Origin of the sequence: Amycolatopsis sp. NPDC049159, assembly GCF_040648295.1 — a bacterium.
Classification (GTDB): Bacteria; Actinomycetota; Actinomycetes; order Mycobacteriales; family Pseudonocardiaceae; genus Amycolatopsis; species Amycolatopsis pretoriensis_A.
On record NZ_JBEZDL010000010.1, the window covers coordinates 163,134 to 184,913 of the forward strand.

Consider the following 21,780-nt stretch of genomic DNA (forward strand, 5'->3'; position numbering starts at 1 on the left):
TCGGTCGTGGGGTGGTCGGCTGGTTGGTTTGGCGTGGGCTGTCGGTCGTGTTCGTGGTGTGGGTTGTGGTCGGTCGTGGGGTGGTCGGCTGGGTGGTTTGGCGTGGGCTGCCGGTCGTGTTCGTGGTGTGGGTTGTGGTCGGTCGTGGGGTGGTCGGCTGGGTGGCCTGGCGTGGGCTGCCGGAGGCGCTCGTGGCGTGGGCTGTGGTCTGTCGAAGGGTGGTCGGCTGGTCGGCTTGGTGCAGGTTGCCGGCCGTGTCCATGGCGTGGGCCGTGGTCTGTCGAATAGTGGTCGGCGGGGCAGCCTGGCGCGGGTCGCCGGCTGCGATCGCGCCGGGCCGGGCCGGGCCCGGCGGCTTGCGAGCCACTCGGTCACCGCGCGGCCGTCGAAGTCCGAGCACCTCGCCGAAGGCGTCCGGTGACCGATGCGCCGCGGCTGCTGGTGCTGTGGTGCCCGGACTGGCCGGTCGTCGCCGCGGGGGCCGCCGCCGGCACGCCGCCCACCGCTCCCGCCGCCGTTTTCTCCGCCAACCGCGTCGTCGCCTGCTCCGCCTCCGCGCGGGCCGGCGGGGTCGGGCGCGGGATGCGCCGGCGGGATGCCCAGTCCCGCTGTCCCGGCCTGGTCGTCCACCAGCACGACCCGGACCGCGACGCGCGGCTCTTCGAATCCGTCGCCGCCGCCGTCGAAAGCCAGGCGGTCGGGGTCGAGGTCGTCCGGCCCGGGCTGGTGGCCGTGCCGGTCACCGGGGCCGCCGGGTACTTCGGTGGGGAGGCCGCGCTCGCCGAGCTGCTCATCGACGAAGTCGCCGCCCGGGCCGGGGTCGAGTGCCAGGTCGGGATCGCCGACGGGCTCTTCGCCGCGACCCTCGCCGCCCGGCGGTCCGCGCTCGTGCCGTCCGGGCGCGCCGCCGGGTTCCTCGCGCCGCTGGCGATCACCGAACTGGACCAGCCGGGTGACGACCGCGGTGAGCTGGTCGCGTTGCTGCAGCGGCTCGGGCTGCGCACCCTGGGCGCGTTCGCCGCGATCGCCGAGCGGGACGTCGCCGGCCGGTTCCCGAAGGACGCCATCACCGCCCACCGCCTCGCGCGCGGCCTTTCCGAACGCCCGCCGCTGCGCCGTGCCCTGCCGCCGGACCTGTCGGTCACCGAAACCTTCGAGCACCCGCTGGCCCGGATCGACGAAGCCGCGTTCGTCGCGAAGACGCTCGGCGAACGCTTCTTCGCCGGCCTCGCCCGCCACGGCCTCGCCTGCACCCGGCTGGCCGTCGTCGCGGTCACCGAAGCCGGCGAGGAACGCGCCCGCGTCTGGCGCTGCGCCGAACCGCTGACCGCCCGCGCGACGGCCGACCGCGTCCGCTGGCAGTGCGAGGGCTGGCTCAACGCCCGCGACCGGCCCACCGCCGGCATCGTCCGGCTGCGCCTCGACCCCGAAGAAGTGGTCGGCGGTCAAGCGCTGCAGTTGCAGTTCGGGTCGCTGGGCCGCGACGCCGACGCCGCCGAGCGCGCCGCCCGCGCCCTGGTCCGCATCCAGGGCCTGCTGGGCCCGGACGCGGTCGTCACCCCGCTCCTCGACGGCGGCCGCGGCCCGGCCGAGCGCGTCCGGCTCGTCCCGTGGGGCGAGCCCCGCACCCCGGCCACGGCCGACCAGCCCTGGCCGGGCCGCCTCCCGGCCCCCTCCCCGACGGTGGTGGCCGCCCGCCGCATCCCGGCCACGGTCCTGGACGCGGCGGGCAACGAGGTCCGCTGCACCCCCCGCGGCGAGCTGAGCCGCCCACCCGCGACGGTCACCACCGAGGACGCCCCGCCCCGGCCCGTCCTCGGCTCGGCGGGCCCCTGGATCGTCCACCACCGCGGCGACCGGCTCGCCCGCGTCCAGGTGGTCCTGGACACCGACGAAGGCGACGTCGCACTCCTGCTCAAGGCCACGATCGGTGACGATCCACAATGGACGGTCGAAGGCTGCTACGACTAGAACCCGCCGTGAATCGATTCGTTCGGATATCCTGGTGCGGACGACGACCCAGTGCGGAGGTTCCGGGATGAACCGAGTCGAGCCGATGCACCGCACCATCATGGCCGTCGACGTCGCGGGGTACGCGAGGCGAACGGATCCCCAGATCCTGGAGGTCCGCCGCGGTTTGTGGGCCGCTTTGCGGCGGGCGTTCGCGGACGCGGGGATCGCCGAGGATCAACGCGATCTGGTCGACACCGGAGACGGCGTCCTGACCCTGATCGACCCGGATGTGCCCAAGACCCACTTGCTCGCGGACTTGGTGCCGAGCCTGGCCGCGGCGTTGCGGGAGTACAACCTCGGGCACGCTTCGAACGAGCAGATCCGGCTCCGCGTCGCCGTGCACGCCGGTGAGGTCGTCCGAGACGAGCACGGCGTCGTCGGGGAAAGTCTGTCCACGACGCTCCGCCTGCTGGACTCGGCCGAGCTCCGGACTGCGCTTCAGCTGGCGGATGCCGACCTGGCCATGATCGTGACCGAGTCGTTCTACCAGAACGTGGTCGCGCACGGTGCCCGGGGAATCGATCCGTCGCGCTTCCGGCAGATCCTGGTGAAGGTGAAAGGGCGGACTTTCGCCGCGCGCATCCGCTCGGCCGATCCGCCGCCTGCTCCACCGCCGCCATCCGAAGCGCCGTTCGACTCGGGCGATCTGCACCACGTCAGCATGCTGCTCGTGGACATCGAGGACCACGGCACCCGGCCGGACAAGATCAAAGGTGTGCTCCGGGCGGCGTTGCGCCGCATGGTGACCGCGGCGATCGAGCACGCCGGGGTGACGCCGCTGCAGGCGCCCGAGGCCGCCGGGGACAGCCTGCGGTACGTGTTCGGGCCGGGTACGCCGAAGAACCGTCTGATCGACCCGCTGATCCCGGCGCTGACCCGGGAGCTCGTCGCTTACAACAGAACTGCCCTGCCGGGTGCGCACATGCGGTTGCGGGCGGTCGTCGATTCCGGCGAGCTCTTCCGCGACGAGTACGACTTCTTCGGAAGCGCGCTCAACGACGCGTACGGTCTGCTGAACTCCGACGTGTTGCGCGACAGTCTGCGTCAACGTCCCGAACAGCCGTTGGCTCTCATGGTGTCCCACGAGATCTACGACGGTGTCGTGCGCCACGCTTACGGGGCCATCGACCCCGCCGACTACGTTGCCACGACCGTTCCCCTCAAGCAGTGGGACGTTCCCGCCTGGGTGCACCTTCCGTCTGCGCCGTAGTGATCAAGGCGACTCCGCCACGGTCCACAGTTGACACCGCCCGCTCCCCGGCTCAGGATCGAAGCCAGCAGTCGTACGTGTGTTCGATCGGTATTCGCTGGCTTCCCCTCAGTGAACTTTCCCTGCGGGAGCTGGCTTTGGCGTTCAACAACCCGAGCGTGCCGTGGTCCGAAGTGGAGCGGGTCGCCTCCGGGCGGGCGCCCGTGCCCGGGGACGGCAGTGATGCCCCGGCGTGGTCGCGCAAGCGCGAAGGGTATGGCGGGGCGCCCGACGATCTGCGGGCGCGGAGGCGGCGGGACGACGGTGGGGACCGGATCCGGGCGCCCTACGCCGAGCTGCACGTCCACTCCAACTTCAGCTTCCTCGACGGCGCCAGTCATCCCGAGACCCTCGTCGAAGAAGCCGCGCGGCTGGAGCTCGACGCGCTCGTGCTCACCGATCACGACGGTGTGTACGGCGCCGTCCGGTTCAGCGACGCCGCCCGGGAGCTCGGGGTGCGCGTCGGGTTCGGGGCCGAGCTCTCGCTCGACCTGCCCGCGCCGCAGGCCGGTGAACCGGATCCGAAGGGGTCGCACCTGCTGGTGATCGCCCGGCAGCAGGACGGGTACCACCGGCTGTGCCGCGTCATCTCGCGCGCCCAGCTCGCCGGCGGGGCGAAGGGGCGGCCGGTGTACGACGTCGAGGAACTGGTCGACGAGCTGGCCGGGCACGTCGTCGTGCTGACCGGGTGCCGGAAGGGCGCGGTCCGCCAAGCGCTCGCCCGCACCGGGCCCGCCGCCGCGCACGCCGAGCTCGCGCGGCTCGTCGACCGGTTCGGGCGGCAGCACGTCGCCGTCGAGCTGATCGACCACCGGCTGCCGCTCGACGACGCGGCCAACGACCTGCTCGCCGAAATGGCCCGCGACCTGCGGCTGCCGACCGTCGTCTCGAACAACGCGCACTACGCCCGGCCGGAGGACGCCGTCGTGGCGGACATGGTCGCCGCGGTCCGGGCGCGCCGGTCGGCCGAGGACCTCGAGGGGTGGCGGCCGCCGTCGGGGCAGGCGTTCCTGCGGTCGGGCATGGAGCAGCGGCGCCGGTTCGAGCGCCGCTACCCCGGCGCTGTCGGCCGCGCCGCCGTGCTTGGCGTCGAAGTGGCGTTCGACCTGCGGCTGGTCGCCCCGGACCTGCCGCCGTTCCCGGTGCCGCCCGTGCACGACGAGATGTCGTACCTGCGCGAGCTGACCCGGACGGGCGCGGCGGACCGCTACGGCCCGCGCGAGGCGAACCCCCAGGCCTACGCCCAGCTCGACCACGAACTCGCCGTCATCGAAGCCCTCGGCTTCCCCGGCTACTTCCTCGTCGTCTGGGACATCGTCCGCTTCTGCAAGGAGGCGAACATCCTGTGCCAGGGCCGCGGCTCGGCCGCGAACTCCGCGGTCTGCTACGCCCTCGGGATCTGCCATGCGGACCCGGTGAAGTGGAACCTGCTGTTCGAGCGGTTCCTGGCCCCGGAGCGGGACGGGCCGCCGGACATCGACATCGACATCGAGTCCGACCGGCGCGAGGAAGCCATCCAGTACGTCTACGCCAAGCACGGCCGCTTCCACGCCGCGCAGGTCGCCAACGTCATCACCTACCGGGCGCCTTCGGCGATCCGCGACGCCGCCAAGGCGCTCGGGCACAGTCCCGGGCAGCAGGACGCCTTCGGCAAGCTCGTTGACCGCTGGGGCGGCGTCACGGCCACGAAACAGCAGTCCTCCGGCGAGATCCCCGATGATGTGCTCGACCTCGCTGCCCGGATCGAGGACTTCCCGCGCCACCTCGGCATCCACTCCGGCGGCATGGTGATCTCCAAGCAGCCGGTGTCCGAAGTGGTCCCGGTCGAGTGGGCGACGATGGCCGATCGCAGCGTCCTGCAGTGGGACAAGGACGACTGCGCCGCCGTCGGGCTGGTCAAGTTCGACCTGCTCGGCCTCGGCATGCTTTCCGCGCTGCACTACGCGATCGACCTCATCGCCGAACACCACGAGTCCACTGTGGACCTCGGCCGGCTCGACCTGGCCGACCCGGCCGTCTACGACATGCTCTGCGAGGCCGACGCGATCGGCGTCTTCCAGGTCGAATCCCGCGCCCAGCTGGCCACCCTGCCGCGGTTGCGGCCGCGGGAGTTCTACGACCTCGTCGTCGAAGTCGCGCTGATCCGGCCCGGCCCGATCCAGGGTGGTTCGGTGCATCCCTACATCCGGCGCCGTCGCGGCGAGGAGCAGTGGCAGCACGCGCACCCGCTGCTGGCGTCCAGTTTGGACCGCACGCTCGGCGTTCCCCTGTTCCAGGAACAGGTGATGCAGATGGCCGTCGACGTCGCGAGCTTCACCCCCGCCGAAGCCGACCAGCTGCGCCGCGCCATGGGCGCCAAGCGGTCGAGCGCGAAGATGAAGGCGCTGATGGCGCGGTTCTTCGCCGGCTGCGAAGCCAACGGGATCGGCCGCGAGCTCGCCACCCGGATCTTCGAGCAGATCCACGCCTTTTCCGGGTACGGCTTCCCCGAAGCGCACTCGATGTCGTTCGCGCTGCTGGTGTACGCGAGCGCGTGGGTCAAGCGCTACTACCCGGCCGCGTTCTGCGCCGGGCTGCTGCGCGCCCAGCCGATGGGGTTCTACTCCCCACAGTCGCTGGTCGCCGACGCCCGGCGGCACGGCGTCCACGTCCGCGAACCGGACGTCAACGCCAGTCTCGCCCACGCCACCCTCGAACCCGATCCCGGCAGCACCGGCGGCGTCGCGCTGCGCCTCGGCCTCGCCGGCGTCCGCCACCTCGGCGGCGACGTCGCAGAGCGGATCGTCGCCGAACGCGAGGCCAACGGGCCGTACCGCGGCGTCGGCGACCTCACCCGCCGCGTCCGGCTGAAGAAGAACGCCGTCGAAGCCCTCGCGACCGCGGGCGCGTTCGGCGGCGACCGGCGGCAGGACCTGTGGGCGGCCGGCGCGGCGGCGGCCGCCCGGCCGGGTCACCTGCCCGGCCTCGCGCCGGGGCTCGACGCGCCCGCGCTGCCGGGCATGACGCGGCTCGAGATCACCGCCGCCGACCTCTGGGCCACCGGCGTTTCCCCGGACAGCCACCCGGTGGAGTACCTGCGCGAACTGCTCGACGCGCGCGGGGCGATCACCACCGCCGAGCTCACGCGCGTGCGGGACGGCACGCGCGTGTGGGTCGGCGGCGCGGTCACCCACCGGCAGCGCCCGGCGACCGCGGGCGGGATCACGTTCCTCAACCTCGAAGACGAGACCGGCATGGCCAACGTCCTCGTCTCGCCCGGCCTGTGGCGACGGCAGCGGCTGGTCGCCCGCACCAGCGCCGCGCTGCTGGTCCGCGGCCGGGCCCAGGCGGCCGAAGGGGTGGTCACCCTCGTCGCCGACCGGCTCGAACGCATCGATCTTTCGATGCGCGCGGGGCCGTCCCGGGACTTTCGTTGACTTGCGGGCCGCGCGGTGGTTCTCTCTCTCTGAGAGCGCTCTCAGCCATCCGTTCGTGCCCGACGAGAGGATGGACTTCCCATGACAGCACGACGTCTGCGCTGGGCAGCGTGGCCGGTGATCGCCGTGCTCGCCGCGGCGGTGCCCGCCGCCGAAGCCGCCGAACCGCCCGGAGCGACGGTCACCGTCGACGTCCGCGCGGGGCTGGCCACCGTGCCGGACACCGGGATCGGCGTCAACCACGCGGTGTGGGACAGCCAGCTGGGGACCGACGCCGTGGCGGACCTGCTCGGCGGCGCCGGCGTGCGGATGCTGCGGTACCCCGGCGGGTCCTACGGCGACATCTACCACTGGAAGGACAACACCGCACCGGGTGGCTACGTCGCTCCCGGCACCGATTTCGACACGTTCATGGGCGGTGTCCGGCGGACCGGGGCCCAGCCGATCGTCATCGCGAACTACGGCACCGGCTCGCCGCAGGAGGCGGCGGACTGGGTGCGGTACGCCAACGTCGAGAAGGGCTACGGCGTCAAGTACTGGGAGATCGGCAACGAGAACTACGGCAACGGCCACTACGGGGCCGACTGGGAAGCCGACGACCACGCCGACAAGAGCCCGGCCGCGTACGCCAACGAAGTCGTGGCCTACGCCGACGCGATGAAGGCCGCCGACCCGGCGGTGAAGATCGGCGCGGTGCTGACCACCCCGGCGAACTGGCCGGACGGCATCGTCGGCGAGGGCGACACCGCGACGTGGAACCAGACGGTGCTGTCGATCGCCGGCCCGCACGTCGACTACGTCATCCTGCACTGGTACCCCGGCGGCTCGACGGCCGCCGAGGCGCTCACGAAGACCGAGCAGGTGGGCGACATGATCTACCTGGCCCGCGAGCAGATCGCGCGGTACGCGGGCCGCCCGCTGGGCATCGCGATGACCGAGACGAACACGCCGGTGGGCATGAACACCCAGCCCGGCGCGCTGTTCGCCGCCGACGCCTACAGCGCGCTGCTCGCCAACGGCGTGTTCACAGTGGACTGGTGGAACACGCACAACGGCGCGACGAAGGTGTCCACTGTGGCCGGTTACCCGGACTACGCCGACTTCGGCCTGCTGTCGAGCGCGACCTGTCTCGCGGACGGCTGCGAGCCGGCCTTCAACACCCCGTTCGCGCCCTACTACGGGTTGAAGCTGCTGAGCGGTTTCGCACGTCCCGGCGACCAGTTCGTCCGGGCGGGTGCGGACGACCCGCTCGTCAGCGCGCACGCCGTCCGCCGCCCGAACGGCGACCTGGCGGTGCTGCTGATCAACAAGGACCCGGACGCGTCGCGCGCGGTGACGCTCGACTACACGGGTTACACCCCGGCCGCGGCCACGCCCCAGGTGTCGACCTTCGCCAACGGCGCGACGTCGATCACCACCGGCCCTTCGGGTTCGCCCGGCGCGCAGACGCTGCCGCCGTACTCGCTGACGACCGTGGTCCTGCACCCGGTTTCCCCCTCGGCCGGCCCGGGTGCACCCGGGCAGCCGACCGGCACGACGACCGACCGCACGGCGACGGTCGCGTGGCCCGCGGCGGCGCCGGCCGGGCACCCGATCGCGAAGTACGAGGTGTACGCGGACGGTCAGCTGTGGGGCGAGACGGCCGGGACGACGTTCACGGCCCGGAACCTGGTGCCGGGCAGCCGGTACGCGGTGAACGTGCTGGCTCGTGACACGGCGGGGAACGTGTCGTGGGCGTCGCCGCCGTTGACGCTGACGACCGGCGCCCCTGCCGCGAGCAGCTGCACGGTCCGGCTGACGGACGTGACGGACTGGGCGAGCGGCTTCGTGGGCGGCATCCACGTCGTTTCGCCCGCGGTGACGGGGGATTGGACGCTGACGTTCTCGTGGCCGACCGCGCGCCAGCGGGTGACGAGCGGCTGGAACGGAACGTGGACGCAGACGGGAAGCACGGTGACGGTGACGTCGACGGCGTCCGTGGCGTCGGGCGCCGACGTGGGATTCGTGGCGGACTACGGCGGGCCGAACATCCTGCCGGCGGCGTTCACGCTCAACGGAACCCTCTGCTCGGTGGCGTGAGCCGGCTGCGGTCAGTCCGCGTTCGCCAGGTGGGCGAGGGCTGACCGCAGCACCCGCCGGGTTTCGGCGTCCAACCCCTCGAGCAGCTCGTTCTCCACCACCCGGATCGCGTCGCGCACCGCCGCGTGGCGGCGGGTTCCGAGAGGGGTCAGGCGGACCACGCGGGCGCGGCGGTCCGCCGGGTCGGGGTCGCGGCTGACCAGGCCCTCCGTCACCAGGCCGTCCAGCAGCGCGATCAGGCGGGTCTTGTCGTAGCGGATCTGCTGCGCCAGGACCAGCTGGCTCGGCGCCGAGCCGCGGGCCAGCGCCGACAGCACCACGTACTGCCACATCGAGAGCCCGTGCTCGGTCAGCACGGGCTGCTCGGCTTCGGCCAGCCGGCGGCCCGCCCACGCGCAGAGTGCTCCGAGATCCTCGTCCACTCGCCGAATTTTACGCGTGGACAAATGATACGCAGCTGCGTACGGTTAACCCCATGACAGCATTCCGTCCGGGGCGCGCCGAGACGCGCACGACGTCCATCGCCGCTTCGCCCGAACGAGTCCTCGGCTACCTGGCCGACGCGCGCAACCTGCCCGACTGGGCACCGGGGTTCGCGCCCGCCGTCGAGCACGACCACGACGACGTCTGGCGCATCCCGGACGACGCCGGCCCGCGGCTCGTCGCGGTCAAAACCGCGCCGGAGCACGGCGTCGTCGACTTCGTCAGCGCGGCGGCGCCGAACCTCGGCCTCTTCACCCGCGTCGTCCCCAACCTGACCGGCGCCGAGCTGATCTTCAGCCTGTTCTTCCCCGAGGGCACCGACCCCGCCGCGGTCGACGCGCAGATGGCGGTCGTCGACGACGAGCTGCGGACCGTCAGAGAGCGCGCCGAACGCTAGGGCACCCGGCGGAACCCGGGCGGCGGCCGCAGCTCGGTGACCTCGCCGGTGGCGTCCGCCGCGACGTCCGGCGTGCCGCCGCCAGGTAGCTCAGCGGATCAGCTCGTCGGTGACCCAGCGCACGACGCCGTCCGGGTACGGGTTCGCCAGGCCCAGGACGACGTGCCCGAAGCCGGCGCCGACCGCTTCCTCGATCTTTTCCCGGGTGGCGGCGGGCTTGTCGTAGTCGACCGGCAGGAAGATCGAGCGGGTGATCTCCGCCGGGTCGCGGCCGATCTCCGTGCAGTAGCGGTCGAGCAGCCGACTGCGGCCGGCGAGGTCTTCGATGTCGCCGCCGCCGGGGATGTTCCACTGGTCGGCGTGCTCGGCGACCACCCGCAGCGTCGCGCTCGCCCGGCCGCCGATCATGATCGGCAGGTGTGCCTGGACTGGTTTCGGATTCCCGAAGGCGCCCCTCAGCTGCACGTACTCGCCGTCGAAGTCGAACGGTTCCGGTTCCGTCCACAAGCGACGGATGACCGTGCACGCCTCGGCGAGCGCGGCGACGGCGTCGTCCCGGGAGTGGTACGGCAGGCCGTGCCCGTCGTATTCGCGCCGGGCCAGGGGGTGGCTCGGCCGGGAGCCGGCGCCGATGCCGAAGTCGAGGCGCCCGCCGGACACGACGTCCACCGTGGCCGCGATCTTCGCCAGCACCGCGGGCGGCCGGAAGCGGTTGCTGGTCACCATCAGGCCGAGCCGGATCCGCTCGGTCTGCGCGGCCATCGCCGAGAGCAGCGTCCAGCCTTCGAAGATCGGGCCGTCCGGGTCGCCGCCGATCGGCATGAGGTGGTCGAACAGCCAGGCGTGCTCGATCTCGGGGATCGCGTCGGCCTCGCGCCAGACGCGCTGGATCTCGTCGTAGCCCACGTTCATGGGCGGGGTCATGATGCCGAAGCTGGTCATCAACGCCTCCGGAGGGACGGGTCGAGCAGGGCGGGCGGGGTGTCGAACTTCTCGTGCGCGGCCAGGTCGACGCCGGGGGCGACGATCGCGTCGATCTCGTCGAGGACGTCGGCGGGCAGCACGGTGTCGGCGGCGGCGAGCTGCGACTCGAGGTGGCCGGGCGTGCGCGGGCCGATGAGCGCGCTGGTCACGGCCGGGTGCGCGGTGACGAACCCGAGCGCGAGCTGAATCAGCGAAAGTGCCGCCTGGTCGGCCAGCTTGGCGAGCTTCTCGACGGCGTCGAGGCGGGCCTGGTTGGCCGGGTCGGTGAGGTCGAAGCGCTGGGGGAGCGCCTGCGAGCGGCTGGTCGTGATCTCCTGCCCGGCGCGGACGGCCCCGGAGAGCCAGCCCGACGCGAGCGGGCTCCACGCGAGCACGCCGAGGCCGTACTCCTGCGTCACCGGCAGGACGTGGGCTTCGATGCCGCGCTGCAGGATCGAGTAGCTGGGCTGCTCGGTGGCGTACCGGCTCAGGTGGTGCTCGCGCGCCGCCCACTGGGCCTGCACGATCCGGTACGCGGGGAACGTCGACGAGCCGAAGGCGCGGATCTTGCCGGCGCGCTGCAGGTCGGTCAGCGCGGAAAGCGTTTCCTCGTCGCTCGTGGCCGGGTCCCAGCGGTGGACCTGGTAGAGGTCGACGTGGTCGACGTCGAGGCGGCGCAGGCTGTCGTCCAGCGCCTTGACCAGCCAGCGGCGGGAGCTGCCGCGGTGGTTGCGCTCCTCGCCCATCGGCATGGCCGCCTTCGTGGCGAGCACGAGGTCGTCGCGGCGGTTCTTGATGGCCCGGCCGACCATGACCTCCGACTCGCCTTGGCCGTACATGTCGGCGGTGTCGATCAGGTTGATGCCGCCCTCGATGGCGGCGTCGACGATGGCGGTGGCGTCGTCCTGGGTGGTGCGCCCGATGGCGCCGAAGTTCATCGCGCCGAGTGCGAGGGCGCTGACCTGGACGCCGGTGCGGCCCAGAGTGCGGTACTGCATTTCGATGGCCTCCGTGGCAGGATGGCAAGCGGAACGTTGCTCCGCTAACGATACGGAACAATGTTCCGGTTAGCAACCCTGGAGGTGTGGTGAGCCCGAGCAAGCCCAAGCGCGCCGACGCCCGGCGCAACGAGAAGACGCTGCTGGACGCGGCGGCCGCGGTCTTCGTCGCCTCCGGCGTGGACGCGCCGGTGCGGGACATCGCGGCGAAGGCGGGCGTCGGGATGGGCACGATCTACCGCCACTTCCCGACCCGGGCGGACCTGATCATCGCCGTCTACCGGCACCAGGTGGAGGCGTGCGCCGAAGCCGGGCCCGCGCTGCTGGAAGCCGCCCGCTCGCCGCACGCGGCGCTGGCGGAGTGGATCGACCTGTTCGTCGACTTCCTGGTGACCAAGCACGGGCTGGCGGGTGTCCTGCAAGGCGACGGCTTCGACACGCTGCACGCGTACTTCCTGGACCGGCTGGTGCCGGTGTGCGCCCGGCTGCTCGAAGCCGCCGACCTGACCGCGCGGGTGCGGCCGCTGGAGCTGATGCGCGGCGTGGGCAACCTGTGCATCGGCGCGGAGGACAACCCGGACTACGACGCACGGCGCCTGGTCGGCCTCCTGATCGCGGGGCTGCGGGCGTGATCGACCAGCTGACGGCCGACCCGTACCCGCTGCTGTCCCGGCTGCGCGCGACCGAGCCGGTGTCCTGGCTGCCGGAGCTGAACGGCTGGCTGGTCACGCGGCACGACCTGGCGCTGGAGGTGATGCGCGACGCGGCCACCTTCACCGTGGACGACCCCCGCTTCTCGACGGCCCGGGTCGTCGGCCCGTCGATGCTTTCGCTGGAGGCGGCCGAGCACACCCGGCACCGGGCGCCGTTCGCCCGGCACTTCCGCCCCCGCGAGATCGCGGACCGCTTCACCGGGTTCGTCCGCGCCGAATGCACCCGGCTGGTCGACGGTTTCGCTGCGGCCGGTCACGCGGAACTGCGGCGGGAACTGGCCGGCCCCCTCTCCGTCGCGGTGGTCGCCGACGCGCTGGGCCTCGACGACACGGACACGGCGAAGGTGCTGGCCTGGTACGACGCCATCGTGTCCACAGTGGACTCAATTTCGGCGGGTGGCGCGCCGGGTTCCGGTGGCGCGAAGGCGTTCGGCGAACTGCGCGCCCACATCGAGGGCTCGGTCGGCCGGCGCTCGCTGCTGACCGAGGCGGCTTCGGCGTTGGCGTTGCCGGAGGTGGTGTCGAACGCGGCGGTGCTGATGTTCGGCGGCATCGAGACGACCGAGGGCATGATCGCCAACCTCCTGCGGCACCTGCTGCGCGAGCCGTCGCTCCCGGACCGCGCCCTCCTCCCGGCGGCCATCGAGGAGTCGCTGCGCCTGGAACCCGCGGCGGCGGTCGTCGACCGCTACGCGACCCGCGACGTCTCGCTCGCGGGCGCGTCGATCGCCCGCGGCGACCTCGTGACGGTCTCGCTCACGGCCGCCAACCGCGACCCGGCGGTGTTCGAAAACCCCGACGTCTTCGACCCGCACCGCCCGGAACTGCGCAAACAGCTGGCGTTCGCGCACGGCCCGCACTTCTGTCTCGGCGCCGACCTCGCCCGCCTGGAGGCGCGGATCGCCGCCGAGACCGTGCTGGACCGGTTGCCCGGCATCGCGTTGGCGGAAGATGTCCCGCCGGCCGGGCTGGTGTTCCGCAAACCCGCGGCCGTGCCCGTGCGCTGGGTGCCATCATGACCGCATGACGGCGTGGCGGGAGTTCGAAGCGGCGGAACCGGAGTTCGCCGGGCGCGTGCGGACGTTGTTCGACGCGCACAAGCACAAGACGATCGCCACCCTGCGAGCCGACGGCTCGCCGCGGATTTCGGGGATCGAGACGGTCGTCGCGGACGGCGAGCTGACGTTCGGCTCGATGCCGAACGCGCGCAAGGGCGCGGACCTGGCCCGGGACCCGCGGTTGGCGCTGCACAGCGCGACGGTCGACCCGGTGGAGGGCGCCGAGGCGGCGTGGCCGGGGGAGGCGAAGATCTCGGGCCGGGCGGTGCCGGCGGACGGCGGGGGTTTCCGCGTCGACATCGCCGAGGTGGTCCACACGCACTTGAACGCGGCGGCGACGTTGCTGGTGGTGGAGTGGTGGACGCCGGCCGGAGGGCTTCGCAAGGTCGAGCGCGAGTGAGCTGGACCGCTCGCCGGATGTCATGAACGAGTCGTTCATGACATCCGGGTGGCGGGGTGCGCGGCTTGCTCGGGGGTGTTGACGCCGGCGCCGCTCGGCCCCGGCTGCCCGGCTCGGTGCCGGCCTGCGGCGATGGGGCTGCGCTGCAGGCCGCCTCGCTGGCGTGCTTCGGCGCCTGCGGTGCTTCGCGCCGCCGGGCACCCGTCTCATCAGGTGTTAAGTCAACTGCTTGACTTAACGGTCGATCTTGGCCATCCTCGGGAACAGGGGACATTCACCAACGAGGAGCCCGTGATGACGCCGACCCACACCGATCCGCTGCCGCGCTTCCCGTTCGAAACCGCGTCCGCTCTCGAACCGCCGGCCGAATGGGCCGAGTTCCGCGAAAAGTGCCCCGTCGCCCACGTCGCCCTCGCCAGCGGTGACCAGGCGACCCTGATCACCCGCTACGACGACGTCAAGACCGTCCTCTCCGATCCCCGCTTCACCCGTCCGACCCCCGCCGACAACGCCGCGCGGGTGGCCGACACCGAGTCCGGTGGGGTCTTCAACTCCGAGATGGCCACCGTGCTGCCGCAGCACGGCGAAGCCCACATCACCTGGCGGCGCACGCTCGGGAAGTGGTTCACCGCCAAGCGGATGAACGCGCTGCGGCCCGGGATGGCCGCGATGGCCGAGCAGCTCATCGACGACCTGGTCGCCAAGGGTGCGCCCGAGGACCTCAAGGCGGGCGTCGCCTTCCCGCTGCCCGTCTGGGTCATCTGCGACATGCTCGGCGTGCCCGACGCCGACCGGGACCGGTTCGCGCACTGGTCCGACGTCATGCTCAGCATGACCCGCTACACGCAGGCCGAATTCGACGCCGCCCAGTGGGAGTTCGGGCAGTACATGGGCGGGCTCATCGCCGGGAAGCGGGCCGAACCCGGGGAAGACATCCTGAGCGCGCTGCTGCCCGAAGGGTGGCCGGACCCGATGCTCGTCGCCACCGGGATCGGCCTGCTCATCGCCGGGCACGAGACGACCGCGAACATGATCGCCAAGATGGTCGCGATGCTGCTGGCCGACCGGAGCCGGTGGGAGGCGCTGCTCGCCGACCCGTCGCTCGTGCGCACCGCCGTCGAAGAATCGCTGAGGCTGGACGCCAACGCCGGCGTCGGCATGATGCGCTACCTCGGCGAAGACTTCGAAGTCGGCGGCACCGTGTTGCCGCGCGGCACCACCGCGATGTGCAGCATGGCCGCGGCCAACCGCGACGAGCGAGCGTTCGGCGACGCCGCCGAGATGGACCTGGGCCGCAGCCCGAACCCGCACCTCGCCTTCGGGGCCGGCGCGCACGCGTGCCTCGGGCAGCCGCTGGCTCGCACCGAGCTGCAGGTCGTCCTGGAAGTGCTGCTGCGCAAGCTGCCCTCGCTCGAGCTCGCCGTCCCGGCGGACGAACTGCGCCGGGTCGAAGGGCTCGCGGTCGGCGGCCTGCGGGAACTGCCCGTCCGCTGGTGACGGACCGGGCGCAGGCGACGCGGGAGCTGATCCTGACCGTGGCGGAACGGCTCTACGCCGAGCACGGCGTGCTCGCCGTGTCCAACCGGCAGATCAGCGAGGTCGCCGGGCAGGGCAACAACACCGCGGTCGGCTACCACTTCGGCACCCGCGCCGACCTGGTGCGTGCCATCGCGCGACGGCACTCCGCCCGGGTCGAGGAGCTCCGCCAGGACATGCTGGCGGAGCTCGGCGGCCGCGCCGGCCTGCGGGACTGGGTCCGCTGCCTGGTGCACCCGTCGACCGAGTACCTCGCGACGGCGGGCCCGCCCAGCTGGTTCGCCCGGTTCACCGCGCAGGTGATGACCGAGCCGTCGCTGCGGGCGGTCGTCGCGGCGGAGACGCTGTCTTCGCCGTCGCTGGCGCGGACCGTCGAGGGCCTGGCCCGGTGCCTGCCCGAGCTGCCGCCCGAGGTCCGCGCCGAACGCAACGCCATGACCCGGCAGCTGCTGATCCACACCATGGCCGAGCGCGAACGCGCGCTCGCCGAAGGCGGCGACACCCCGAGAGCCACCTGGCGCGAGGCTGCCACGGGTCTGACCGACGCACTGGTCGGCCTGTGGCTCGCGCCCGTCACGAACCACCCGAGGGAAAGGAACGGCCATGAAGGTCACCGTTGACGAAGAAAAGTGCTGCGGCGCCGGAACTTGCGTGCTGCTCGCGCCGGACGTGTTCGACCAGCGCGAGGATGACGGGATCGTCGTCCTGCTCGAGGAGCGCCCCGGCGAGGAGCACCACAAGATCGTCCGGGAGGCGGCCAGCGTCTGCCCCGGCGTCGCGATCTCGGTCAGCGAGGACGCGTGAACGTCCTCGTCGTCGGGGCGTCCGCCGCGGGACTCGCCACGGTGGAAGCACTGCGCCGCAAGGGGTACGAGGGCAGCGTGACGGTGCTGGGGGCGGAGGCGCACCTGCCCTACGACCGGCCGCCACTGTCCAAACAGGTTCTCGCCGGGGCCTGGGAACCCGAGCGGGCCCGGTTGCGCCCGCCGGAGGCCTTGGCCGGCCTCGCGGCCGACTTCGTGCTGGGCGACCCGGCGGTCCGGCTCGACGCCGCCGCGCGGACCGTGCACACGCTGGGCGGGCGGGAACTGACCGCGGACGCGATCGTGCTGGCCACCGGTCTGCGGCCGCGCACCCTGCCCGGCCAGCACGGCCTGGCGGGCGTCCACGTGCTGCGCACCCTCGACGACGCGCTCGCCCTGCGCGCGGACCTCGCGCCGGGCAAGCGGGTGGTGGTCGTCGGGGACGGGGTGCTGGGCGCGGAGATCGCGGCCACCCTGTGCGGGCTCGACGTCGAGGTCACGCTGGCCGGGCCGCAGGAAGCGCCGCTGGCGTACCAGTTCGGCCCGCTCGTCGCCGGGGCGCTCGCCGCGCTGCACGCCCGCGGGGGTGTCCGGCTCCGGCTCGGGGCCCCGGTCACCGGGCTCACCGAGGCGGACGGGCGGGTCGCCGGGGTGCGGCTCGAGTCCGGCGAGGTGCTGCCCGCCGACGTCGTCGTGGTGGCCTTCGGTGCCGCGCCGGCGACGGAGTGGCTGGCGGGCAGCGGCGTGCTGTGCGACAACGGCGTGGTGTGCGACTCCCGGTGCCGCGCGGCCGAGGGGATCTACGCGGCGGGCGACGTCGCCCGCTGGCACCACGAGCGGCTCGATGTCCTGCTGCGGCTGGAAAACCGGACCAACGCCACCGAACAGGCGATCGCCGTCGCCGGCAACGTCCTCGGCGAGGACCGCCCGTACACGCCGGTGCCGTACTTCTGGACCAACCAGTTCGACGCCCGGATCCACGTGCACGGCACGCCGGCCGCGGACGCCAAGGTGTCCATTGTGGAAGGAGATCCGGCGGCGGGCCGGTTCGTCGTGCGCTACCACCGGGGCGGCGCCGTCGTCGGTGTGCTCGGCTGGAACATGCCCAAGCAGGCCCGGCTGCGGCGGCAGGAGATCGACGGCGCGGTCCTCGCCGGGCGGTCCTGAACCGGAAAACCCGCCATCCGCCGGTTGACGGAGCCGCGGTGACAGCCGATCCTTGTTCGCGTTAACACCGCGCGGGAGGGATCGGCCATGGCGAGGAAGAGAGCGCTTTCCCGGATCCTCGGCGTGCTGGTGGCCGCGGCCCTGCCGCTGCTGCCCGCCACGCCGGCCGAGGCCGCGGTGGCCGCGGTGAAGATCGGGGACACGCAGCTCGACCCGGCGGCGCTGTACTTCGTCTCCTACGACGGGCTGGTGAACAACGACTCCTTCCAGCAGAGCGGCATCTTCAGCTACGCGGGCTACCAGTACGCGGCCTGGTACACCGCCGACCGCAGTGCCGTGCTCGCCCGGCGCGCCGGGTTCACCGGTGCGTGGCAGACCCTCGTGCTGCCGCACAAGCTCACCGCCGACGACTCGCACAACGTGATCTCGATGGGGGTTTCGCCCGACGACGGCCGCCTGCACGTGGCCATGGACACCCACGGCAACCAGGTCTACTACACCGGATCCGCGGCGGGCCTGCTCTCGTCGCCGGCCTCGCACGCCTGGACGGCGTCGGCGTTCGGCCCGGTGCAGCGCACCCTGGACGGTGTCGACCTCGGCGCGATCACCTACCCGCAGTTCGTCGTCACGCCCGAACGGAAGCTGCAGCTCAGCTACCGGACCGGCGGTTCCGGCAACGGCGTCGACGAACTCGCCGAGTACAGCGGCGGCAGCTGGCGCAAGCTCGGGCCGTGGACGTCGGCGACCGGCTCGTGGACGGCCGGCAACGGCGTGACCAGCACGACCCGCAACATGTACCTGCACGGCCTCACCTACGGGCCCGGCGGGCGGTTGCACGCGGCGTTCACCTGGCGCGAGGGCAACACCGGCGTGCTGTGCAACGCCGGTGGCCTGGCCAACCACGACACCGGGTACGTCTACAGCGACGACCGAGGCCGCACCTGGCGGACCAGTTCCGGTGCGGCCGCCGCGACCCCGGTGTCGGTGAGCACGCCGGGCACGGTCGTCGACCCGCTCGGCGTCGACCACGGCCTGATGAACCAGGAGAGCCAGGCCGTCGACGCCGCCGGGCAGCCGCACGTCGTGATCAGCTACGTGCCCGGCCGCTTCACCCAGTGCGTCACGAACTACTCCGCGCAGCGCAAGCAGTACGGGCGCACGTTCTTCTTGAGCCGGGCGGCCGACGGCGGCTGGACCAAACGCGAAGTGCCGGTGGCGCCGGAATCGACCCAGCGCACGAAGCTCGTGTTCGACCGCGCCGACAACGCCTACCTCGTGATGCCCTACGGCCGGATCGTCGCGGCGACCAAGGCGAGCGGGTGGACCGACTGGAAGACGGTGTACACCCCGGACCTGCGCGCCTTCGGCGAAGTCGACGTCGACGACTCGCGGCTGGCCGCCGACGGCGTGATTTCCGTGATGTACCAGCAGGTGTCGGCCGGGACGACGCCCTCGCCGATCCGGGTGGCCGACTTCCGGCTGGGCTGACGCTCACTCCACGGTGACGGACTTGGCCAGGTTGCGCGGCTTGTCGATGTCGTAGCCCAGGCTGAGCGCGGCGTGGTAGGCGAGCAGCTGCAACGGGATCGTCAGCAGGATCGGGTCGAGCTCCGGCTCGGTCTTCGGCACGACGATCCGCGGCACGTCGAGCTCGCCGAAGTCGACGTCCTCGTGCGTCACGGCCAGCACCGCGCCGCCGCGGGCCTTGATCTGCTGCACGGCGGCCAGGTTGCGCCCGGTCAGCTCGTCCGAGGGCACGATGGCGACGGTCGGGAGCGCCGCGTCGATCAGGGCGAGCGGGCCGTGCTTGAGCTCGGACGTCTGGTACGCCTCGGCGTGGCGGTAGGAGATCTCCTTGAACTTCTGCGCGCCCTCGCGCGCCACCGGGTACCCCCGGACGCGGCCGACGAAGAACAGGCTGTTCGCGGTGGCGACCTCCTTCGCGTGCTCGGCGATGCGCGGTTCCTCGTCCAAAATGGACTTGATCTGGCCGGGCATCGCGCGCAGCGCGTCGATGATCCGCTGACCGTCCGCATTGGACAGGTCGCGGACCCGGCCGAGCGCGAGCGCGATCAGGGCGAAGCCGATCGCCATGTTGGTCAGCGCCTTGGTCGACGCGACCGCGATTTCGGGACCGGCGTGCAGGTACACGCCGCCGTCGCAGGCGCGGGCGATGGTCGAGCCGACGACGTTGACCAGGCCGACCACGCGGCCGCCCTTGCGCTTGATCTCCTCGACGGCGAAAGCGGTGTCGATCGTCTCGCCGGACTGGCTGACCGCGATGTAGAGCGTGTCGGCTTCGACGATCGGGTTGCGGTAGCGGAACTCCGACGCGGCTTCGGCGTCGGCGGGGATCCGTGCCAGCTCCTCGATCATCGTCGCGCCGACCTGGCCGGCGTAGTAGGCGGAACCGCAGCCCAGGATCTTCACCCGGCTGAAGCCGCGCAGCTCCCGGGGCGTCAGGTTGAGCCCGTCGAGGCGCGCGACGCCGAACCGGTCGTCGAGCCGGCCGCGGATGATCCGCTCCACGGATTCCGGCTGCTCCTGGATTTCCTTGGCCATGTAGTGCGGGTAGCCGCCCAGGTCGAGGTCTTCGGCGGCGATGTCGATCTCGGTGGCGGGCTTGGTGGTGTCGCTCTCGTCGACGGTGAAGGTCCGGTAGCCGGTGGCGAAGACGGTCGCGAACTCGCCGTCGTCGAGGTGCGCGACCTGCGAGGTGTGCCGGACGAGCGCGGCGAGGTCGCTGGCGATGAACATCTCGCGCTCGCCGACGCCGATGATCAGCGGCGAGCCGTTGCGCGCGATGACCAGCCGGTCCGGGTATTCGCTGTCGGTGACGGCGATCGCGTACGTGCCGGTGATCCGGGAGACAGCTTCGACGACGGCGTCTTCGAGGGTGCCGGCGCCGGAGCGGGCGATCAGGTGGGCCAGGACCTCGCTGTCGGTCTCGGACGTGAGGGTGACCCCGGCGTCGGCGAGCTGGGCGCGCAGGGCGTCGGCGTTGTCGATGATCCCGTTGTGGACGACGCAGATGCGGCCGTCCTCGGAGGTGTGCGGGTGGGCGTTGGCCTCGGACGCGGGACCGTGGGTGGCCCACCGCGTGTGCCCGATGCCGACCTTCCCGGTCAGGCGCTTGGGCAGCGCCGCGGCGAGGTTGCGGACCCGCCCGACGACCCGGTGCACCTGGGCGGTGCCCTTGGCGCCGAGCACGGCGATCCCGGCCGAGTCGTAGCCGCGGTACTCCAGCCGCGTCAGGCCTTCGAGCAGGATGGGGGCGGCGTTCTGGCCACCGATGTAGCCGACGATTCCGCACATGGCGAACCTCTTCTAGCCGTAGACGATGCGGCGCAGCTGCCGCTCGGACAACGCGGGCGCGGCGACGAGGCGCCCGCGGAGCTCGGCGGCGATGAGCGGGAAGATCTCGGGGTTCTTCCGCCCTTCGGCCTGCAGCTCGGTGTGCCGTCGCCGGACGTAGGCCTCGGTGGGCGTCCGGTAGAAGGCGAGGACGTCGTCGACGACCCGCGCGGCGACCCCGGGCGGGAGCCCGGTGGACGCGGCGACGCGATCGACGATCTCGGTGTCCGGCACGTCGGCCATCATGCACTGCGTGGATGACGAAACCCAAATTCTTGCCCGAAATCGGGCAAGTTCGCTTCGATCAAGGGGAGACGCACGGTCGCGTGCGGGAGGATCCCCAGCTCCACCAGAGCGGCCTTGGCCATCGCGGTGCCCGGGCCGGCGTGCATGACGGCGTCGATCACCGGGTTGAGCGCGTGCTGGATCCGGCGCGCCGACTCCAGGTCGCCGGCGCGCACCGCGCGGATGAGGTCCGCGGTGCGGTCCGGCACGACGTTGCCCACCACGCTGACCAGGCCCGCCGCGCCGCACGCGAGGTACGGCAGGTTCAGCTCGTCGATGCCGCAGTAGTACGCCAGCGACGTGCGGGCCAGCACGGTCATCGCTTCGAAGAGGTCGCCCTTGGCGTCCTTCACCGCGCGGACGCGGGGGTGGCCGGCGAGCTCGACCAGGGTCTCCGGCGCCATGGCGATGCCGGCCCGCGTGGGGACGTCGTAGAGCATCACCGGCAGCTCGGTGGCGTCGGCGACCGCGAAGCAGTGGGCGAGCACGCCCGCCTGCGTCGGCCGCGAGTAGTAGGGGCAGACGAGCAGCAGCCCGTCGGCGCCGGCCGCCTCGGCGTCGCGGGCTCGGCGGACGCTCTCGGCGGTGTCGTACGTGCCGACCCCGGCGATCACGGTCGCTTGGCCGCGGGTCCGGGCCACCACGCTCCGGACGAGCCCGGCCGACTCGGTCGCGCTCAAGGTCGGGGCTTCGCCGGTGGTCCCGCCGACGACCAGGCCGTCGGCCCCGCCGGCGAGCAGGTGGTCGACGAGCCGGGTGAGGCCGGGTTCGCTGAGCGTCCCGCCGGGCCCCATCGGGGTGACCATCGCGACGAGGTTGGCGCCGAAGTCCGTCATGGCGTCGACCCTGCCCGTGGTGAATGCTGC

Annotated in this window: 19 protein-coding genes; 13 read left to right on the plus strand and 6 right to left on the minus strand. The window is 72.4% G+C overall.

Annotated features, from left to right (window positions below; genetic code table 11):
- The first annotated feature begins 417 nt into the window (after positions 1-417).
- The 4 genes from AB0B33_RS20090 (at position 418) to AB0B33_RS20105 (ending at position 8,757) form a co-directional block, all read left to right on the plus strand.
- Positions 418-1,971 (plus strand): DNA polymerase Y family protein, encoded by a 1,554-nt coding sequence (locus AB0B33_RS20090; RefSeq protein WP_360773739.1) that lies wholly within the window; start codon positions 418-420, stop codon positions 1,969-1,971.
- Between the two features lie 85 nt (positions 1,972-2,056).
- Complete coding sequence (locus AB0B33_RS20095) at positions 2,057-3,223, plus strand: hypothetical protein (RefSeq protein ID WP_360773742.1); 1,167 nt, start codon at positions 2,057-2,059, stop codon at positions 3,221-3,223.
- A gap of 137 nt (positions 3,224-3,360) precedes the next feature.
- On the plus strand, positions 3,361-6,678 hold the full coding sequence (locus tag AB0B33_RS20100) for an error-prone DNA polymerase (protein WP_360773745.1): 3,318 nt from the start codon (positions 3,361-3,363) through the stop codon (positions 6,676-6,678).
- A gap of 81 nt (positions 6,679-6,759) precedes the next feature.
- The gene (locus AB0B33_RS20105) at positions 6,760-8,757 is read left to right on the plus strand and encodes a cellulose binding domain-containing protein (RefSeq protein ID WP_360773748.1); all 1,998 of its coding nucleotides are present in this window, start codon (positions 6,760-6,762) and stop codon (positions 8,755-8,757) included.
- Positions 8,758-8,768: 11 nt separating this feature from the next.
- Here AB0B33_RS20105 and AB0B33_RS20110 read toward each other — a convergent pair whose 3' ends face one another.
- Entirely contained in the window at positions 8,769-9,179 is a 411-nt protein-coding gene (locus AB0B33_RS20110; protein ID WP_360773751.1) for a MarR family transcriptional regulator, read from the minus strand.
- A 53-nt stretch (positions 9,180-9,232) separates the two neighbouring features.
- Here AB0B33_RS20110 and AB0B33_RS20115 point away from each other — a divergent pair, with 53 nt between their 5' ends.
- Positions 9,233-9,637, plus strand: coding sequence for a hypothetical protein (locus AB0B33_RS20115; protein ID WP_360773754.1), 405 nt, complete (start codon positions 9,233-9,235; stop codon positions 9,635-9,637).
- Positions 9,638-9,727: 90 nt separating this feature from the next.
- Here the strand turns inward: AB0B33_RS20115 and AB0B33_RS20120 are convergent, their stop codons facing one another.
- Both AB0B33_RS20120 and AB0B33_RS20125 read right to left on the minus strand, forming a co-directional pair.
- Positions 9,728-10,579: an LLM class flavin-dependent oxidoreductase gene (locus AB0B33_RS20120; RefSeq protein ID WP_360773757.1), complete on the minus strand. Its 852-nt coding sequence runs from the start codon at positions 10,577-10,579 to the stop codon at positions 9,728-9,730.
- Entirely contained in the window at positions 10,579-11,598 is a 1,020-nt protein-coding gene (locus tag AB0B33_RS20125; RefSeq protein WP_247025554.1) for an aldo/keto reductase, read from the minus strand. The genes AB0B33_RS20120 and AB0B33_RS20125 overlap by 1 nt, the downstream gene beginning before the upstream one ends.
- An 89-nt stretch (positions 11,599-11,687) precedes the next feature.
- Here AB0B33_RS20125 and AB0B33_RS20130 point away from each other — a divergent pair, with 89 nt between their 5' ends.
- From AB0B33_RS20130 to AB0B33_RS20165, 8 genes are all read left to right on the plus strand, one after another.
- Entirely contained in the window at positions 11,688-12,230 is a 543-nt protein-coding gene (locus AB0B33_RS20130; protein WP_360773761.1) for a TetR/AcrR family transcriptional regulator, read from the plus strand.
- Positions 12,227-13,330: a cytochrome P450 gene (locus tag AB0B33_RS20135; protein ID WP_360773764.1), complete on the plus strand. Its 1,104-nt coding sequence runs from the start codon at positions 12,227-12,229 to the stop codon at positions 13,328-13,330. The genes AB0B33_RS20130 and AB0B33_RS20135 overlap by 4 nt, the downstream gene beginning before the upstream one ends.
- Positions 13,331-13,334: 4 nt before the next feature.
- Positions 13,335-13,769 (plus strand): pyridoxamine 5'-phosphate oxidase family protein, encoded by a 435-nt coding sequence (locus tag AB0B33_RS20140; RefSeq protein ID WP_360773767.1) that lies wholly within the window; start codon positions 13,335-13,337, stop codon positions 13,767-13,769.
- A gap of 294 nt (positions 13,770-14,063) precedes the next feature.
- Entirely contained in the window at positions 14,064-15,266 is a 1,203-nt protein-coding gene (locus tag AB0B33_RS20145; protein ID WP_360773770.1) for a cytochrome P450, read from the plus strand.
- Entirely contained in the window at positions 15,263-15,925 is a 663-nt protein-coding gene (locus AB0B33_RS20150) for a TetR family transcriptional regulator (RefSeq protein ID WP_360773773.1), read from the plus strand. The genes AB0B33_RS20145 and AB0B33_RS20150 overlap by 4 nt, the downstream gene beginning before the upstream one ends.
- Complete coding sequence (locus tag AB0B33_RS20155; RefSeq protein ID WP_086861071.1) at positions 15,909-16,109, plus strand: ferredoxin; 201 nt, start codon at positions 15,909-15,911, stop codon at positions 16,107-16,109. The genes AB0B33_RS20150 and AB0B33_RS20155 overlap by 17 nt, the downstream gene beginning before the upstream one ends.
- Positions 16,106-17,275 (plus strand): FAD-dependent oxidoreductase, encoded by a 1,170-nt coding sequence (locus AB0B33_RS20160; RefSeq protein ID WP_360773776.1) that lies wholly within the window; start codon positions 16,106-16,108, stop codon positions 17,273-17,275. Before AB0B33_RS20155 ends, AB0B33_RS20160 begins: the two co-directional genes overlap by 4 nt.
- A gap of 87 nt (positions 17,276-17,362) precedes the next feature.
- The gene (locus AB0B33_RS20165) at positions 17,363-18,763 is read left to right on the plus strand and encodes a BNR repeat-containing protein (protein ID WP_360773779.1); all 1,401 of its coding nucleotides are present in this window, start codon (positions 17,363-17,365) and stop codon (positions 18,761-18,763) included.
- A 3-nt stretch (positions 18,764-18,766) separates the two neighbouring features.
- Here the strand turns inward: AB0B33_RS20165 and glmS are convergent, their stop codons facing one another.
- From glmS to dapA, 3 genes are read right to left on the minus strand one after another with little or no spacing between them, the layout of a single operon-like run.
- Positions 18,767-20,590 (minus strand): glutamine--fructose-6-phosphate transaminase (isomerizing), encoded by a 1,824-nt coding sequence (glmS, locus tag AB0B33_RS20170; RefSeq protein ID WP_360773782.1) that lies wholly within the window; start codon positions 20,588-20,590, stop codon positions 18,767-18,769.
- Between the two features lie 12 nt (positions 20,591-20,602).
- A complete protein-coding gene (locus AB0B33_RS20175) occupies positions 20,603-20,875 on the minus strand; it encodes a hypothetical protein (protein WP_360773785.1) in 273 nt (90 codons plus the stop codon).
- Entirely contained in the window at positions 20,872-21,750 is an 879-nt protein-coding gene (gene dapA / locus AB0B33_RS20180; protein WP_360773787.1) for a 4-hydroxy-tetrahydrodipicolinate synthase, read from the minus strand. The genes AB0B33_RS20175 and dapA overlap by 4 nt, the downstream gene beginning before the upstream one ends.
- Between the last annotated feature and the right edge of the window lie 30 nt (positions 21,751-21,780).

Coding starts and splice junctions, on each gene's coding strand:
- AB0B33_RS20175 (WP_360773785.1), bottom strand. CDS start 20,875: ATGATGGCCGACGTGCCGGACACCGAGATCGTCGATCGCGTCGCCGCG.
- glmS (WP_360773782.1), bottom strand. CDS start 20,590: ATGTGCGGAATCGTCGGCTACATCGGTGGCCAGAACGCCGCCCCCATC.
- AB0B33_RS20165 (WP_360773779.1), top strand. CDS start 17,363: ATGGCGAGGAAGAGAGCGCTTTCCCGGATCCTCGGCGTGCTGGTGGCC.
- AB0B33_RS20125 (WP_247025554.1), bottom strand. CDS start 11,598: ATGCAGTACCGCACTCTGGGCCGCACCGGCGTCCAGGTCAGCGCCCTC.
- AB0B33_RS20115 (WP_360773754.1), top strand. CDS start 9,233: ATGACAGCATTCCGTCCGGGGCGCGCCGAGACGCGCACGACGTCCATC.
- AB0B33_RS20105 (WP_360773748.1), top strand. CDS start 6,760: ATGACAGCACGACGTCTGCGCTGGGCAGCGTGGCCGGTGATCGCCGTG.
- AB0B33_RS20140 (WP_360773767.1), top strand. CDS start 13,335: ATGACGGCGTGGCGGGAGTTCGAAGCGGCGGAACCGGAGTTCGCCGGG.
- dapA (WP_360773787.1), bottom strand. CDS start 21,750: ATGACGGACTTCGGCGCCAACCTCGTCGCGATGGTCACCCCGATGGGG.
- AB0B33_RS20155 (WP_086861071.1), top strand. CDS start 15,909: ATGAAGGTCACCGTTGACGAAGAAAAGTGCTGCGGCGCCGGAACTTGC.
- AB0B33_RS20145 (WP_360773770.1), top strand. CDS start 14,064: ATGACGCCGACCCACACCGATCCGCTGCCGCGCTTCCCGTTCGAAACC.
- AB0B33_RS20120 (WP_360773757.1), bottom strand. CDS start 10,579: ATGACCAGCTTCGGCATCATGACCCCGCCCATGAACGTGGGCTACGAC.
- AB0B33_RS20095 (WP_360773742.1), top strand. CDS start 2,057: ATGCACCGCACCATCATGGCCGTCGACGTCGCGGGGTACGCGAGGCGA.